The 15,940-nt window shown below is 69.7% G+C and carries 12 protein-coding genes; 11 read left to right on the top strand and 1 reads right to left on the bottom strand.

Annotated features, from left to right (window positions below; genetic code table 11):
* The first annotated feature begins 290 nt into the window (after positions 1-290).
* From ACFT9I_RS29640 to ACFT9I_RS29605, 8 genes are all read left to right on the top strand, one after another.
* On the top strand, positions 291-2,327 hold the full coding sequence (locus ACFT9I_RS29640; RefSeq protein WP_382569236.1) for a glycosyltransferase family 4 protein: 2,037 nt from the start codon (positions 291-293) through the stop codon (positions 2,325-2,327).
* Positions 2,328-2,636: 309 nt separating this feature from the next.
* Positions 2,637-4,139 carry an SDR family NAD(P)-dependent oxidoreductase gene (locus ACFT9I_RS29635; protein ID WP_382569234.1) on the top strand — a complete coding sequence of 501 codons (1,503 nt, stop codon included), beginning with the start codon at positions 2,637-2,639 and terminating at the stop codon, positions 4,137-4,139.
* A 141-nt stretch (positions 4,140-4,280) separates the two neighbouring features.
* Positions 4,281-6,452, top strand: coding sequence for a hypothetical protein (locus ACFT9I_RS29630; RefSeq protein ID WP_382569232.1), 2,172 nt, complete (start codon positions 4,281-4,283; stop codon positions 6,450-6,452).
* A gap of 396 nt (positions 6,453-6,848) precedes the next feature.
* A complete protein-coding gene (gene proB, locus ACFT9I_RS29625) occupies positions 6,849-7,976 on the top strand; it encodes a glutamate 5-kinase (RefSeq protein ID WP_382569230.1) in 1,128 nt (375 codons plus the stop codon).
* A gap of 145 nt (positions 7,977-8,121) precedes the next feature.
* Positions 8,122-8,649: a hypothetical protein gene (locus ACFT9I_RS29620; RefSeq protein WP_382569229.1), complete on the top strand. Its 528-nt coding sequence runs from the start codon at positions 8,122-8,124 to the stop codon at positions 8,647-8,649.
* Positions 8,650-8,757: 108 nt separating this feature from the next.
* A complete protein-coding gene (locus tag ACFT9I_RS29615; RefSeq protein ID WP_382569227.1) occupies positions 8,758-10,050 on the top strand; it encodes a glutamate-5-semialdehyde dehydrogenase in 1,293 nt (430 codons plus the stop codon).
* A 130-nt stretch (positions 10,051-10,180) separates the two neighbouring features.
* Positions 10,181-10,777: a hypothetical protein gene (locus ACFT9I_RS29610; RefSeq protein WP_382569225.1), complete on the top strand. Its 597-nt coding sequence runs from the start codon at positions 10,181-10,183 to the stop codon at positions 10,775-10,777.
* 140 nt (positions 10,778-10,917) lie between these two features.
* The gene (locus ACFT9I_RS29605; protein WP_382569224.1) at positions 10,918-12,012 is read left to right on the top strand and encodes a hypothetical protein; all 1,095 of its coding nucleotides are present in this window, start codon (positions 10,918-10,920) and stop codon (positions 12,010-12,012) included.
* Between the two features lie 25 nt (positions 12,013-12,037).
* On the opposite strand, the gene ACFT9I_RS29600 is transcribed toward ACFT9I_RS29605, so the two are convergent.
* The gene (locus ACFT9I_RS29600; RefSeq protein WP_382569222.1) at positions 12,038-13,168 is read right to left on the bottom strand and encodes a M48 family metallopeptidase; all 1,131 of its coding nucleotides are present in this window, start codon (positions 13,166-13,168) and stop codon (positions 12,038-12,040) included.
* Positions 13,169-13,363: 195 nt separating this feature from the next.
* Here ACFT9I_RS29600 and ACFT9I_RS29595 point away from each other — a divergent pair, with 195 nt between their 5' ends.
* The 3 genes from ACFT9I_RS29595 to ACFT9I_RS29585 are packed head-to-tail and all read left to right on the top strand — an operon-like array spanning position 13,364 to position 15,937.
* Positions 13,364-13,528 (top strand): hypothetical protein, encoded by a 165-nt coding sequence (locus ACFT9I_RS29595; protein ID WP_382569220.1) that lies wholly within the window; start codon positions 13,364-13,366, stop codon positions 13,526-13,528.
* A 38-nt stretch (positions 13,529-13,566) separates the two neighbouring features.
* Positions 13,567-14,193, top strand: coding sequence for a nicotinate-nucleotide adenylyltransferase (gene nadD / locus ACFT9I_RS29590; RefSeq protein ID WP_382569218.1), 627 nt, complete (start codon positions 13,567-13,569; stop codon positions 14,191-14,193).
* A gap of 19 nt (positions 14,194-14,212) precedes the next feature.
* Entirely contained in the window at positions 14,213-15,937 is a 1,725-nt protein-coding gene (locus ACFT9I_RS29585) for an LCP family protein (protein WP_382569216.1), read from the top strand.
* The last annotated feature ends 3 nt before the right edge of the window (positions 15,938-15,940 follow it).

The following is a 15,940-nucleotide window of genomic DNA, read 5'->3' as shown; positions in this document are numbered from 1 at the left end:
CTCCGGAGCGGACCGCGGCCTTCGTCGTGCGCAGCCCGTGCGCGGACCGCGCGCAGCCCGTACGCGCACCGCGCGACGCGCCGCTTGGCCGAAAGACAACTACGGCCATTGATCGATATGGGCGGAATAATGGGTCATGCGGTTTCTCTTCAAGTGCTCGCACAACCGTCGGCCACCCCCGTCTGTCTTGCATTCGGGGGGCGGCCAGTTACGGCCGCGTGAACCCGTCCGGAACTCAAGGGGAACTTGGGACTGACCGCCCAGGACTCCCCACACCGAACGGAGCGTTGATGAAGATCTCCTTCCTCATCCACACCATCTACGGCATCGGCGGCACGATCCGCACCACGTTGAACCTCGCGGAGGAGTTCGCCGAGCAACATGAGGTGGAGATCGTCTCGGTGTTCAAACACCGGCCTCTGGCGGCCTTCGACATCGACCCGCGCATCACGCTCGTACCGCTCATGCACACCTGGAAGGAGTCCCCGGCGTACGAGAAGGAGCACCCGCTCCATCTCCAGCCCGCCGAGTACTTCCCGCGCCACGAGGCCCGCTACCGCGAGTACAGCAAGCTGACCGACGAGCGGGTCAGGGACCACTACGCGGACTCGGACGCCGACGTCGTCATCGGGACCCGGCCCGGACTCGCCGCGTACGTCGCCCAGTTCGCCCCGGCGAGCGCCGTGCTCATCGGCCAGGAGCACATGACGTACAACCACCACAAGCCCGCGCTGCGCAACGAGATGTACCAGCACATCGACGCGCTCGACGCCTACGTCACCGTCTCCGAGGGCGACGCCGCCGTCTACCGCGCGCACATGCCGCTGCCCGCGACCCGGGTGCTCGCCATCTCCAACAGCGTTCCCGAGCCGTCGGTCGAGCCGTCCACCGGCTCGGGCACGACGATCGTCGCCGCCGGGCGGCTGTCCTCCGAGAAGCAGTACAGCGTGCTGGTCGACGCCTTCGCCAAGGTCGTCGCCGCGCGCCCGGAGTGGGACCTGCGGATCTACGGAGGCGGCCCGGAGAAGGAGAACCTCCGTAAGCAGATCGACCGGCTGGGCCTCTACAACAGTGTGCGTCTCATGGGCTCGGTCTCGCCGATCGAGCCGGAGTGGGCGAAGGGCGCCGTCGCCGCGTCCACCTCGCGCCACGAGTCCTTCGGCATGACCCTCGTGGAGGCCATGCGCTGCGGTCTGCCCGTCGTCAGCAGCGACTGCGACTACGGCCCCCGGGAAATCCTCCAGCCCGGTGTGGACGGCCTGTTGGTGCCCGTCTCGGACCCCGGTGCCGTAGCCGACGCGCTGCTGACGCTCATCGACGACGAGCCGCTGCGCCGCCGGATGAGCGCGGCGGCCGTACGCAACGCCTCCCGGTTCGACCCCGGCCAGGTCGCGAAGAAGTACGAGGAACTCTTCGGCGAACTGCGGACGGTCGCCGCCCAGCGCGCCGCCGTGGGCGACTTCGCGCCGGTCGGCGACTGCGTGGTGGAGTCCGGCGGCGCGCTGGCCTTCTCCCTCGTCGCCCCGCAGGCCGCGGCGGTCGTCCACGAGGGGCTGAAACTGGTCTGCGTACGCTCCGACGTCCGTACGGAGGAGCACGTTTTCCCGCTCTCCGGCAACGGCACGGTCACGATTCCGGCGGACGAGGCGTTCGCCGAGGGCATCTGGGAGTGCTACGCCGAACTCCCGGAATCCGGACGGCGGGTGCGGATCACCGCCCGCTCCATCGACCAGCGCGGCGCGATGAGCGCTTGCGAACGCGCGCGGCACGGCGAGCCCGTCCACAATCTGGTGCCGTACGCGACCCGGCCCCACAAGTTCCTCTCGCTGCGCTCATGGGTCCGGCCGATCCACGCGGAGGCCGGTGACATCCGCGTCGACGGCAAGCGCATCACCGTCGCGGGCGAGCTGTTCGGCGTCGGCGCGATGGCCCAGGAGCCTTCGCTGGTGGTACGCCGACGGGGCAAGTCTGCCGAGGAGTTGACGTACGCGGGGAGCAGGACGGGGGAGCGCGGATTCCGCTTCACCTTCCCCGCGTCGGGGCCGGCCGGACGCCAGGTCGCCAGGTCGGAGTCGTGGGACCTGCTGCTCAAGTACGCCCCGGACGCCGCGCCGGTGAAGGTCGCACGGGTGCTCGACGACGTCGTGGAGAAGCGGCCGATCTACGAGTACCCGGTCACGGAAGTGCGCAAGAGCAGGCCCTGGGGACCGTTGCGCAGAGTGGTGCGTAAACTCAGGAGCCGGCCGGCCCAATGGGTGCGGGTACGGATCATGTACATGGGGACCAACGACCTCATCGTCAACGTGGCCGACGCTCCGCTGAAATAGCGCGGAAACCGAGCAAACACGTGAACGAGCTGGGGATTTCCCTTACGTAGTGCTTATATCGCGGTCGCGAAATAGCGGACGCGAAATAGCGGACGCGAAGTAGAGGTCCGGTGGAGGTGCGTGCCAGGTCGGCGTGCCGATGTGGAGTCCGTCACGCCGCACTTGGCCGGATGGTGACCCAATCTGGCTGGCCAGAGGGTGAACGGATGGTTTCCTGTAGGTGAGGGGCATCCGGCGCCCGCCTTGCGAGACGGTCACGGAGAGTGCGACCATCACAGCGCCCCCACTCGTCTCAAGGTAGGTCGTTCTGTGTCTGTGCCGCATGCAGCCCATCCCCGCACCACGGCAGTCGTGCTCGCCGGTGGTACCGGCCAGCGCGTGGGCCTGTCGATCCCCAAGCAGCTGCTGAAGATCGCGGGGAAGGCTGTCATCGAGCACACGCTGTCGATCTTCGAGCAGTCCGACTCGATCGACGACGTGATCGTGCTGATGGCACCGGGTTTCGTGCCCGACGTCGAGAGGATCGTCGCCAAGGCCGGCCTCACCAAGGTGACAAAGGTCATCGAGGGCGGCCAGACCCGCAACGAGACCACCGAGCGCGCCATTTCGGCACTGGGCGAGGGCCTCGCCGACGGTGAGGACCGCAACGTCCTGTTCCATGACGCGGTCCGTCCGCTTCTGTCACAGCGCGTCATCAAGGACTGTGTGGACGCGCTCGACCGCTATCAGGCCGTCGACGTCGCCATCCCCTCCGCCGACACGATCATCGTGACCCGCACCCACGGCGGTGACGGCGAGTTCATCACCGAGGTCCCCGACCGCTCGCGGCTCCGGCGCGGCCAGACGCCCCAGGCGTTCAAGCTGTCCACGATCCGCAAGGCCTACGAGATCGCGGCCGGCGACCCCAACTTCCAGGCCACCGACGACTGTTCGGTGGTCCTGCGCTATCTGCCCGACGTGCCGATCTATGTGGTGGCGGGCGACGAGTACAACATGAAGGTGACGCAGCCGGTCGACGTCTTCATCGCCGACAAGCTGTTCCAACTCGCCTCCACCGCCGCCCCCGTGCAGGCGGACGAGGCGGCCTACCGCGAACTGCTCTCCGGCAAGACGCTCGTGGTCTTCGGCGGTTCGTACGGCATCGGCGCCGACATCGCCGCCCTCGCCGAGCAGTACGGCGCGAAGGTGTACGCGCTCGGCCGCTCCACCACCGGCACCCACGTCGAGAACCCGGAGCATGTCGACGACGCGCTGTCGAAGGCGTACTCGGCGACCGGCCGGATCGACTACGTGATCAACACGGCGGGCGTGCTGCGTATCGGCAAGCTGGCCGAGACGGACAACACGACGATTCAGGAAGCTCTGAACGTCAATTACCTGGCGCCCGTCCAGATCGCCCGCGCCTCGTACAAGTATCTGGCCGAGACCAAGGGCCAGCTGCTCCTCTACACATCGAGCAGCTACACCCGCGGTCGCGCCGAATACAGCCTTTATTCGTCGACCAAGGCGGCCATGGTGAATCTCACCCAGGCTCTCTCGGACGAATGGGCCGGGGAGGGCATCCGGGTGAATTGCGTCAATCCGGAACGTACCGCGACCCCGATGCGCACCAAGGCCTTCGGCGTCGAGCCCGCGGGCTCGCTGCTCTCCTCCGAGGCCGTGGCCCGAACCTCGCTCGATGTTCTCCTGTCCGAACTGACCGGTCATGTGATCGACGTAAGGCAGCAGGACCCGACCCGGGAAGCCTCTTCCGCGGGGTCCGGATTCGAGCAGGCGCTGGCCTCGGTTCTTGACCGTCAGGAAGATGTGTAATAATTCTCGACAAGTTTGCATTTACGGGCCTTTGCGGTCGCCTATTCGGCGAATTGCAGAGGCCCGTGTGCGTGAAGCCACGGCTTCACAATTCCCGCTAACTGTGAAATAACCGGCACCCTCTCCTGGAGCAGGTTCTTCGTGATTTCGACCGCCATTCGCCTGGCCCGCGTGGGCAGCCGAGCCGAGCTGGCCGCGGCAGCCCTGCTGGGGCTGGGATACCCCTGCGTCATGCTCGCAGCGCTGATCCCGAACCTCTGGTTCTTCGCGGCCGCCTGCGCCGTGACCTACGGCGCCGACCGATTCCTGCATCAGCGCGGCAGCTATCTGATCAACCGGCTCAACAAGGTCCGGGCCGGTCTGTCGATCCGCTTCCTGGTACGCCAGTTGCTGCTCGTGCTGCTCCTGGCCCGGATGGACCTGGCCGAACAGCCCCTGTTCTACGCGGCGGTGGCCGGTTTCCTGCTCTTCTACGGCATCCAGGCACCGCAGGGCGCGCTGGCGACCCTGATCCGGCTGCGCCGCGGTATGCCGGTCGTCGCCCGCAACGTCGACCTGCACGCCCTGCGCATCCCGGACGCCCCGCCGGACTACCTGGTCAGCCGCTCCGCCGAGAAGATGCTCCACCTCGACCTGTTCGCCATGGCCGGTCTGCTCGCCGCCGCCCAGACGGGCACCGACGCGTACGGCTACGTGGGCCTCGGCCTCACGCTCGTCCTCGGCGTGATCTACATCCTGCTGCTCGTGCCCTACCTGCGCCGCAGCCGCCGCGTACCGCCGCCGCCCGCCGTCCTCGGCGCCGTCGACAACTGGTTGCGGGAGTACCAGCCTTCGGTGGTCCTGTACTTCTCCGGCTCCAAGGAGTCCGCGTACCAGGTCAACATGTGGCTGGAGACCCTGGAGCAGACCGAGGGCCGGCCGCTGGTCATCCTGCGCGAGCGGGCCATCATGACCCAACTCGCCCCGACATGGCTGCCGGTGCTCTGCGTCCCCGGCGGCACGCACCTGATGAACCTCGACCTGTCGTCGGTCCACGTCGCGCTGTACGCGGCGAACGTCGGCAAGAACATCCACCTGCTGCGCGTCCCGACCATGAAGCACGTCTTCATCGGCCACGGCGACAGCGACAAGATCGCCAGCGTCAACCCGTTCAGCAAGGTGTACGACGAGGTGTGGACGGCCGGCCGGGCCGGCCGCGACCGCTACGCGCTGGCCGACGTCGGCGTACGCGACGACGACATCGTCGAGGTGGGCCGCCCGCAGCTCGCGCCGATCAAGACCGCGTCGGGCGCGCCGGGGCACCCCGTACCGACGATCCTGTACGCCCCCACCTGGGAGGGCTGGGACGACAACCCCGGCAATACCTCGCTCCTGCTGGCCGGCGAGAACATCGTCAAGCGGCTGCTGAAGGCGGAGAAGCCGGTCCGGGTCATCTACAAGCCGCACCCCTTCACCGGGATCCGCGACAAGAAGGCCAAGGCCGTCCACGACCGCATCACCGCGATGATGAGCGCGGCGAACGTGGCACGCGCCGCCGAGCCCCGCTGGGCGAAGGAGACGACGGACGCGCAGGCCGGACAGGCCGCCGCGCGCGCCGAGTTGACCCGTATCGAGGAGCGGCTGGCCGCGCTCAGCGCGCCCGGCCGGTCCGGCGGCGACGAGTCGGAGGAGTCGCGCGTCTCGCTCGCCGACCCGGAGCGCCTGGACCGCGCGAAGGCGCTGCGGGCCGAGTGGAACGACGCGTACTGGCGCACCTTCGGCTGGTGGGAGCACAAGGTCGTCACGGGCGCCGAGCCCAAGCTGTACGACTGCTTCAACCAGTCCGACGGCATGGTTTCGGACATCTCCAGCGTGGTGTCGGACTTCATCGCGAGCGGCAAGCCGTACGCGGTGACGGACTCCGCGCAGCTGGGCGTCGAGGAGTTCAAGCGGCAGAACACCGCCGTGCGGGCCGCCGTCGTCCTGTCCAACAGCGCCGCCGAACTGGACGAGTTGCTGAAGGCGGTCGCCGACCCGGCGGCCGACCGGCTGGCGTCGGGCAGGCGCGAGCTGAAGACGTATCTGCTCGGCCCCGACGAGCCGACGTCGATCGAGCAGTTCAACGCGGCGGTGGCCGCGCTGGGTGCCAAGGCCGTGGCGCGCAACACCGGTGTCGCGCAGCGACTGAGCGCCCAGGAGCAGCCCGGCACGGAGCCGGAACGCGAGCCCGCGGCCGACCCCGAGGCGGAGGGCGCGGTGGCGGAAGCGGCCGAGGCCGCCGAGTCGGCCGACGCCACGGAGCAGAACGGGGCGGAAGCGCCGGTCGGGCGCTGAGGGAACAACACGGCTGCGGCCCGGACGACCTCTTGAGGAGGTGGTCCGGGCCGCAGCCGTGTGGGTCCCCGAGGGGCATGCCCAGGCGCTCGGAGGCCCGCGCGGGTGCGCACCGGCCCGCCATGGCCCGCAGGGACGGGCAGCGGCGGTGTGTCAGGCGCGCGGCCTCGTGGCGTCGCCACCATCCGAGCGTGCCGCGCGGGCGGTGCACGTGCGCCCGCTGGGCCCCACGTGCGGGCGTCCGTCCCGGCCCGCGGGCCGGTCTCGGGGCCCGGCGGCCCCGCGCGCCGACGGCGGCCGCGGGGCACCGCCACCCCTCTCCCGGACACCCGTCGCCCCTGTCCAGCGCGTGAAACGACCGAGCGCCGCCGGGGCCCGCTGGCATACATTCGGGCCGTGACAGTGGCAAGGCAGCACGTAACGGAAGCCCGCAGGATCGTCGTCAAGGTCGGCTCCTCCTCGCTCACCACCGCCGCCGGTGGGCTCGACGCCGATCGTGTCGACGCCCTCGTCGACGTACTCGCCAAGGCCCGCGGCGGCGGCGAGAAGGAGATCGTGCTCGTCTCCAGCGGCGCCATCGCCGCCGGACTCGCCCCGCTCGGCCTCGCCCGCCGCCCCCGCGACCTCGCCCGCCAGCAGGCAGCCGCCAGCGTCGGCCAGGGGCTGCTCGTCGCCCGGTACGCCTCGTCCTTCTCGCGTTACGGGCTCCGCGTCGGCCAGGTCCTGCTCACCACCGACGACACCAGCCGCCGCTCCCACTACCGCAACGCCTACCGCACCCTCGACCAGTTGCTCACCATGGGCACCGTCCCGGTCGTCAACGAGAACGACACCGTCGCCACCGAGGAGATCCGCTTCGGCGACAACGACCGGCTGGCCGCGCTCGTCGCCCATCTCGTCCGCGCCGACCTGCTCGTCCTGCTCTCGGACGTCGACGGCCTGTACGACGGCGACCCCAGCAAGCCGGGCAGCTCACGTATCGCCCGCGTCGACGGCCCCGCCGACCTGGTCGGCGTCTCCATGGGCAGCGCGGGCAAGGCCGGTCTCGGTACCGGCGGCATGGTCACCAAGGTCGAGGCGGCCAGGATCGCCGCCGCCGCCGGCATCCCCGTCGTACTCACCTCGGCCGGGCGCGCGGGCGACGGTCTCGCCGGCCGCGACACGGGCACGTACTTCGGCCGAACCGGGCGCAGATCGGCCGACCGGCTGCTCTGGCTCGCCCACGCCTCCACCCCTCAGGGCGCGTTGACCCTCGACGACGGCGCCGTACGGGCCGTCGTCGAACGCCGTACCTCGCTGCTGCCGGCCGGAATCGCCGCGGTGGAAGGCGAGTTCAGCGCGGGTGACCCGGTCGAACTGCGCGACACGGCGGGCCGGGCCGTGGCCCGTGGTCTGGTCAACTTCGACGCCAAGGAGATTCCCCAGCTCCTCGGCCGCTCCACCCGGGATCTGGCGCGGGATCTCGGGCCCGCTTACGAGAGGGAGGTCGTACACAGGGACGATCTGGTCATCCTGCATCCTTGACCTTCCCCTGAAACGGCTGAAAGTCCGGTTTTTTGGAAGGGACCTTTACCGAAAGCACCCCATGCCCCGTCCGGGACTGGTCAACTTTGTCTCAGGGGTAAGAGGCGGGGTAGCAGTACGACGACGCACCAACAGGAGGCCGCCGGTGAGACGAACGCGCCCGGGGGCGGGGTCCCTCGGGTCAGGAGGAGGCACCTTGCACGCCCGGAGGGCCGCGGGGGAAGAGCGGACGCTGACCAGCGTCGGAGCGGGGCCGGACTTCGACGACTTCGACGACGTACAGGATCCGGGCACGTCCCGGCAGACACAGTCGCGCGGGGAGGACCGCGCGGTGTCGAAGCTCTGGCACATCACGCTCAGCGTGTCGGGTTCCGAGGCGCCGCTCACCGAGGTCAGACGGGGCCTCGAACAGCTCGCCCACGACCATCCGTTCCTGCTGACCAGCAGATACGCGAACGACCACGCCGAGATCCGCTACTGGGAAGAAGCCCGGGACCTGCACGACGCGGCGGCTGTCGCGCTGCGGCTCTGGGGCGAGCACCGGTCGAGCGCCAAGCTCCCGCCGTGGGAGATCGTCGGCCTCGAAGTCATCGACAGGGAGACCTACCACCTGCGCATCGCGGAGGGCTACGGCCCGCCGCCGGCCGCGCCGGTGGGCGTCCACCCGTTCTGACGGCCGGGCCCCGGGGTCCGGGCCACGCCCTACACGGTGGAGGGCGTGGCCGTCTCGTAGTACGGGATACGGAGGAAGTGCCCGCGGCACGCGCATTACTCTGCGGGCATGACCTCGCTCTCGCCGTACGACAACCTGACCCCGGTCACCAGGACCGCCTACCGCGCCCGCTCCGCAGCCGCCGACCTCGCCCCACTGCCGCGCTCGGTCAAGGACGACGCGCTGCTGGCGATCGCCGACGCACTCGAGGTCCGTACGCAGGAGATCATCAAGGCGAACGGCGAGGACGTCGAGCGCGCCAGGGAAGCGGGCACCAGCGAGGCGATCATCGACCGGCTGACCCTCACACCCGAGCGGGTGCGGGCCATCGCCGCCGACGTACGGGACGTGGCCGCGCTCCCCGACCCGGTCGGCGAGGTCGTACGCGGATCGACGCTGCCCAACGGGATCGACCTGCGCCAGGTGCGCGTCCCGCTCGGCGTGGTCGGGATCATCTACGAGGCCCGCCCCAACGTCACCGTGGACGCGGCGGCGCTCTGCCTGAAGTCCGGCAACGCCGTGCTGCTGCGCGGCTCGTCGTCCGCGTACTCCTCCAACACCGCGCTCGTGCGCGTGCTGCGCGACGCCGTCGGCGGGGCCGGGCTGCCCGCCGACGCGGTCCAGCTCGTGCCCGGCGAGAACCGCGACTCCGTACGTGAACTGATGCGCGCCCGCGGCCTGGTGGACGTGCTGATCCCGCGCGGCGGCGCCTCGCTGATCCGTACGGTCGTCGAGGAGTCCACCGTCCCGGTCATCGAGACCGGCACCGGCAACTGCCATGTGTACGTGGACGCCGAGACCGACCTCGACATGGCCGTCGACATCCTCATCAACTCCAAGGCGCAGCGCCCGAGCGTCTGCAACGCCGCCGAGACGCTCCTGGTCCACCAGGACATCGCCGCCGCGTTCCTGCCGCGCGCGCTGGACGCGCTCGCCGAGGCCGGCGTCACCGTGCACGCCGACGAGCGGGTGCTGGAGTACGCGGAGGCGGCGGGCGGTACGAAGGCCACGGTCGTGGCGGCCACCGCCGAGGACTGGGAGACCGAGTACCTGTCGTACGACATCGCCGCCGCCGTGGTCGACTCGCTGGACGCGGCCGTCGCCCACATCCGGCTCTGGTCCTCCGGGCACACCGAGGCGATCGTCACCACCTCGCAGGCGGCGGCCCGCCGGTTCACCCAGTTGGTCGATTCCACGACGGTCGCCGTCAACGTGTCGACGCGCTTCACGGACGGCGGGCAGTTCGGCTTCGGCGCCGAGATCGGCATCTCCACGCAGAAGCTGCACGCGCGGGGGCCGATGGGGCTGCCCGAGCTGACCTCGACCAAGTACATCGTGACGGGCGACGGTCACACACGGTAGAGCAGGTCACGGAGGGTGGACCTGGTCACGGACGGTGGGCGCGGTCACGGACGGTGGCCGCGCCGGGGGTAATCCCGGGGAATCTCCACTGTCTCTGCCTAAAACGCCCTCCCCGGTCTACTCTGAGAAGGTGCCGGACGACGTGGGGGGCAAGCCGTTCCCGGACGGCTGGGAGCCCGACGACGACCGCGGAGGCGCGGACGAGGACTTCGCCTCCGTGGTGTTCGACGAGGACTTCATCCGGGCCGCACCCGTACATGAACCGACCGCTGTCGAGCGGCTGCTGGCCGCCGCGCAGGCACGCGCCGACGCCGAGGCGGCCCGCGCGCGGTCCTACGGAGGCTCCTCCGACGACGACCGTTACGAGGACGGCTACGGCCGGGCGGGCGAGTACGCCGACGAGCGGCCGTACGGCGCCTCGTACGACCCCGACGACCCGCACGGCGACTTCGGCCCGTACGGACGCCACGGCGGCGCTCTGCGCCCCTACCGGGGCAGCGCCCGCTGGCACCGGCCCGTCGCCTGGCTCCTCGCCGTGGTGATGGGCATCGGCATGGTCGCCCTCGCGTTCACGGCCGTCTACCGCGGGGCGTCGGGCAACCGGCAGGACAGGGTGCCACCGCCCGCCACGACCGGCGTGGACACGTCGCGCGGCGGAGGCGGCCCCACGGCGTCGACGGAGTACTCGGTGCCCAAGGTCTCGGCCGTGCCGCGCAGCACGCCGTAGAGCGCCGCGCGGCACCCCGTAAAGCCTGTGAACCAGTGACTCCCGTGCCTGCGGTGACCCCTGTGACGCACCGTGGCTCAGATCATTCCTGAGGACGGCGTCCGAGTTTATGTTCGGCCCGGTCGACCTAACCTGAAGGTATGGCAGGTCGTGGAGACCCACCCGAGGGCACGCCCGAGGGGACCCCCGGCGGTGGCGAGGACGAGTACCGGTCCGTCGTCTTCGACGAATCGTTCATCCGCGCTGCCCGGCTCCAAGAGTTCTCCGCCAAGGAGCGGATGGGCCACCACTCCCATGCCGTACGCAGACGTGACCCGGCCCAGAGACCCGGCGCCGGCTCGCTGACTCCCCGCAGAGGATCGGTCCAGGCGCTGCTGCTGGTGCTGGTCGTCGCCGTGGCCTTCGGCACCGCCGTCTACGTCGGTGTACGGCCCCCGTACCGGCCGGCGCTCACCCGTTCGGCGGAACCGCTGCGTACGACGGTCATTCCGCTGGCCCCGGCCGGCGCGGTGCCGGGCGACACCCCCGAGAGTCTGCTGCGGCGCAGTCCCGCCGCGCGGTTCGACTCGGGTGCCTCAGGGATCGCGCTGCCGCTGGCACGGCGCACACCGCACTTCACGGAGAACGAGGTGATGACCGCGCTGACCACCGCCAAGGACTACCTCGTCGCCTCGTCCGTCGACCCGGACGTCGTCACCGGCGCCGAGCGGCGCTCGGTGCGGGTGCTGCTGGACCCCGATCAGCTCCCGCAGTTCGACCAGAGCTTCGCCGATCCCTCCGACGACGGCAGACACGCGCCGGCCGGCTGGCTGGTGCGCTTCGACCCGGCGAAGGTGGCGCTCGCCGACTCGGCCGTACACGTCCGGGGCACGCTCCGGTTCGCCGAGTCGGGGACCGGCACGATCGATGTGCTCTCCGACCACACCTTCGTCTATGCGCTGCGCCCCGCCGGGCAGCCGGCCGGGCAGGACGCGTCACTGTTCACCGTCCGGCGGACGCTGCACTTCCGCTTCGACCGGGAGGATCTGCCCCGACACCGGGTCGAGTTGCTGACCAGCCAGGTCCAGGCGGGACCGCAGACCTGCTCGACCGAGGCGCCCGGCACGCTGCGACCGCTGCTGGCCGGCGGCAGGGCGACCCCCACCGGCCCGGCGGCCAGCGATCCGTACGCGACGGGGCCGCCGACCGCCGGGCTGTGCGGCGTACTCGACGCTCGCGCACAGCCCCGCGACTAGCAGTCAGGTCCTGTCCGGTCGATCGTTACTTGCCGTCGTCGCCCGCGGGTCGGTCGCCGTTGCCCTCGGCGTTCCCGTTCCCGTTTCCGCCGTTGCCGCTGTTTCCGCCGTTTCCTGATGAGCCGCCCGTGAACCTGTCCCGGAGCTTGCCGCCCAGGTCGCCTGCGCCGCCCGCGATGTCACCGACCAGCTTCATCAGCGGGTCCTTGCTGGTGCGGACCGTGTCCGCGTAGTGCGAGGCGGAGTCACGGATCGAGTCGCTGACCGACGTGTCCTTGTCCTCCGTACGACGCGGGTAGTGCCCGTCCATGATCCGCTGGAACTCGCGGCTCTCGCCCCACTTCTTCAGCTCGGCGGCGCGCACCGTCGTGAACGGGTGCGTACGCGGCAGGACGTTGAGGATTTTGAGCACGGAGTCGCGCAGGTCGCCGCCCGCCTCGTACTCCGCCGCCTGCTCCAGGAACGCGTCGACGTTCATCTCGTGCAGATGATTGCCGCCCGCGATCTTCATCAGGCCGCGCATCGACGCCTGGGCGTCCTGGCCGACCAGCAGCCCCGCCCGGTCCGCCGACAGCTCCGACTTGCGGAACCACTCGCGCAGCGCCGACACGATCGCCATGATCGCGACATTGCCGAGCGGGATCCAGGCGACCTTGAGCGCGAGATTCGTGAGGAAGAGCAGGATCGTGCGGTAGACGGAGTGCCCGGACAGCGCGTGGCCCACCTCGTGGCCGACGACCGCGCGCATCTCCTCCTCGTCCAGCAGCTCGACGAGACCCGTGTTGACCACGATGATCGGCTCGTCGAGACCGATGCACATGGCGTTGGGCATCGGGTTCTGCGCGACGTACATCGTGGGGACCTTCTCCAGGTCCAGGATGTAACAGGCGTCCAGCAGCATCGAGTGCAGATGCGCGAACTGCACGTCGCTGACCCGCACCGAGTCGGAGAGGAACAGCAGCCGCAGGCTGCGCTCCGGCAGCAGGGCGCTCATCGCCTTGAAGACCGTGTCGAAACCGCTCAGTTTGCGCAGCGCGACCAGGGCCGAGCGGTCCGCGGGATGTTCGTACGCCCGTGAGGAGATACCGGGGAAGCGCTTGCGCTGCCTGCTCGGCACATTCTCGTGACTGGCTGCCTCGTGGCTGTCTTCGGTCATGGAAATCCCCTGTTCGTACGAGTCATCGGCTCGTCCCCCTGACAGCCCCCACCGTATGTGCTGCGACTACGGTTGTGCGTGGGCCGCCGTGCGCCGTCGACGGCAACAACGTCCGAGTCGGCGTGAGGGTGCCCGGCGTGCCCGCATACGATGTGCGCGAAGTCTCCGCTCCCGATCGAATAGGTCCTGCCGAAGATGAGCCTCTACAGCACCGCAGCCAACATGGTCACCGTCGCCGCCGAGGGCAGCGAGCACGGCGGCAACCACGAAAGCCTCAGCGCCTACCTCACCGGCGGTGGCGCGCTGTTCGCGCTGCTCCTGGCGCTGTGGATCACCACCCGCTTCAACCGCGACCGCTGAGACAGGGCCGTAACGCCGTGCCAGTAGGCTCCGCAGGCATGGGAAAGCAGGAAGCGCCGGCGGGCGCGGGAGGTGGCGGCAGGCGCCGTCTCGGTGTGATGGGCGGGACGTTCGACCCGATCCACCACGGGCACCTGGTGGCGGCCAGCGAGGTGGCCGCGCTGTTCAACCTCGACGAGGTGGTGTTCGTACCGACGGGACAGCCGTGGCAGAAAAGCCAGTCGGCGGTCTCGCCGGCGGAGGACCGTTATCTGATGACGGTCATCGCGACGGCCTCCAACCCGCAATTCTCGGTCAGCCGGATCGACATCGACCGTGGCGGCAAGACCTTCACCACCGATACGCTGCGGGATCTGCACTCCCTGCACGGCGACGCGGATCTCTTCTTCATCACCGGGGCGGACGCGCTGTCCCAGATTCTCAGCTGGCGGGACGCCGAGGAACTGTTCGCGCTGGCCCACTTCATCGGTGTCACCCGGCCCGGACACGATCTGACGGACGACGGACTGCCCAAGGGCGGCGTCTCGTTGGTGGAGGTTCCCGCGCTGGCGATCTCGTCGACCGACTGCCGGGGAAGGGTCGCGCAGGGCGATCCGGTCTGGTATCTGGTGCCGGACGGTGTGGTGCGCTACATCGACAAGCGCCAGTTGTACCGCGGCGAATGAGCCACGGAGAGGGGCACCGGTGAACGACCAGCAGCCGTACGACCCGTACGACCCGTATTACACGCAGCAGCCGCAGATCGTGGGCTACGACGAGTACGGGCAGCCGGTGTACCAGCAGCAACAGCAGGAGCAGCAACACCAGCAACACCAGCAACAGCAGCCTCAGGCGCAGCAGTACGACCCGTACGCGCAGCAACAGCAGCAGGCGCAGCAGCCACAGGGTTACGGCTACGACCCGTACGGCCAGCAGCAGGCTCCGTACGACCCGTACGCCCAGCAGCAACAACAGCAGGGCTACGGCTACGACACCGGCCAGCAGCCCGCGGCCGTCGACACCTCGCAGTGGAACATTCCGCAGCAGCAGCAACAACACCAACAGCAACAGCAGTCGGCACCCGTCGAGGAGCCCGCACCCGCCCCGGCCCCGCCCGCCCCGGCTCCCGAGCCCGCCGTACCTGGGCAGCGGCGGTCCGCGCCCGACGGCGACTACAAGACGGATCAGTTCTCCTTCATAGAGGAGCCGGACGCCGACTCCGAAGACGTCATCGACTGGCTCAAGTTCACCGAGAGCCGCTCCGAGCGCCGCGAGGAGGCCCGCCGCCGCGGCCGTAGCCGCGTCGTCGCCCTGGTGGTCGTCATGGCGCTGGCCGTCGTCGGCGGCGTCGGCTACCTCTGGTACGCGGGCAAGCTGCCCAGCTTCTCGTCGGACGAGGACAAGCAGAACAACACCGCCACCGGGCCGCAGAAGCGCGACGTGATCATGGTGAATCTGCACAACACGAAGAACAAGGGCACCTCCACGGCGCTGCTCGTCAACAACTCCACGACCAAGCAGGGCACCACCGTCCTCCTCCCCAACTCCCTTCTCGTGGCGGACGGCGAGACCAGCACCACCGGCACCCTCGCCAAGTCCGTCGCCGACAGCGGCTCCCAGGGCACCCGCGAGTCCGTCGACACCCTGCTCGGCACCAAGATCTCCGGCACCTGGCGGCTCGACACCCCGTATCTGGAGAATCTCGTCGAGCTGGTCGGCAACATCGACATCACCACGAACGCCGAGGTCCCGGCCGCCAAGAAGGGCGAGGACCCGCTGGTCACCAAGGGCGAGGAACAGACGCTGAACGGGCAGGCGGCCGTCGCGTACGCCACCTACCTGGGCCCCGGCGAGTCCGAGGTGAAGCAGCTGGAGCGCTTCGGCGCGGTCATGCAGGGTGTGCTGCGGAAGATCTCGGAGGACCCCAAGGGCGCGACGATCACCGTCGAGACCCTGGCGCAGATCCTCGAACCGCCGATGACCGAGCAGGACCTGGGCGCCGCCCTGGCGAAGCTCGCGGCGCACGCCAAGGTCGGCGACTACAAGACGACCGTCCTGCCCGTCGCCGAGGACGGCAGCCTCGGTGAGAAGGCGACCGAGACCGTCGTCAAGGACGTCCTCGGCGGCACCGTCAGCGCTCCCGAGGAGGGCGCCGCCCTGCGGGTCGGTGTGAAGAACGCCACGGGCGACAAGGCGGACACGGAGGCCGCCCGCGTCTCGATCATCAACGGCGGCTACTCCTTCGTCGACGGCGGTCAGGGCGATCCGGCCGCTTCGTCGCAGGTCATCTACGGTGACGCGAAGAACAAGGCGCAGGCGGAGGAGGTCGCCAAGACCCTCGGACTGCCGGTGAGTGCGGTCAAGAAGGACAAGGCCCCGCCCAACGCCGATGTCCTGGTCACCCTCGGCGGAGACTACGAAAGCGGCTGATCA

Origin of the sequence: Streptomyces sp. NPDC057137, from assembly GCF_042670825.1 — a bacterium.
Taxonomy (GTDB): domain Bacteria; phylum Actinomycetota; class Actinomycetes; order Streptomycetales; family Streptomycetaceae; genus Streptomyces.
This window is presented reverse-complemented; position numbering and strand designations above follow the sequence as displayed.

Coding starts and splice junctions, on each gene's coding strand:
- ACFT9I_RS29615 (WP_382569227.1), top strand. CDS start 8,758: ATGACCTCGCTCTCGCCGTACGACAACCTGACCCCGGTCACCAGGACC.
- ACFT9I_RS29600 (WP_382569222.1), bottom strand. CDS start 13,168: ATGACCGAAGACAGCCACGAGGCAGCCAGTCACGAGAATGTGCCGAGC.
- ACFT9I_RS29595 (WP_382569220.1), top strand. CDS start 13,364: ATGAGCCTCTACAGCACCGCAGCCAACATGGTCACCGTCGCCGCCGAG.
- ACFT9I_RS29640 (WP_382569236.1), top strand. CDS start 291: ATGAAGATCTCCTTCCTCATCCACACCATCTACGGCATCGGCGGCACG.
- ACFT9I_RS29605 (WP_382569224.1), top strand. CDS start 10,918: ATGGCAGGTCGTGGAGACCCACCCGAGGGCACGCCCGAGGGGACCCCC.
- nadD (WP_382569218.1), top strand. CDS start 13,567: ATGGGAAAGCAGGAAGCGCCGGCGGGCGCGGGAGGTGGCGGCAGGCGC.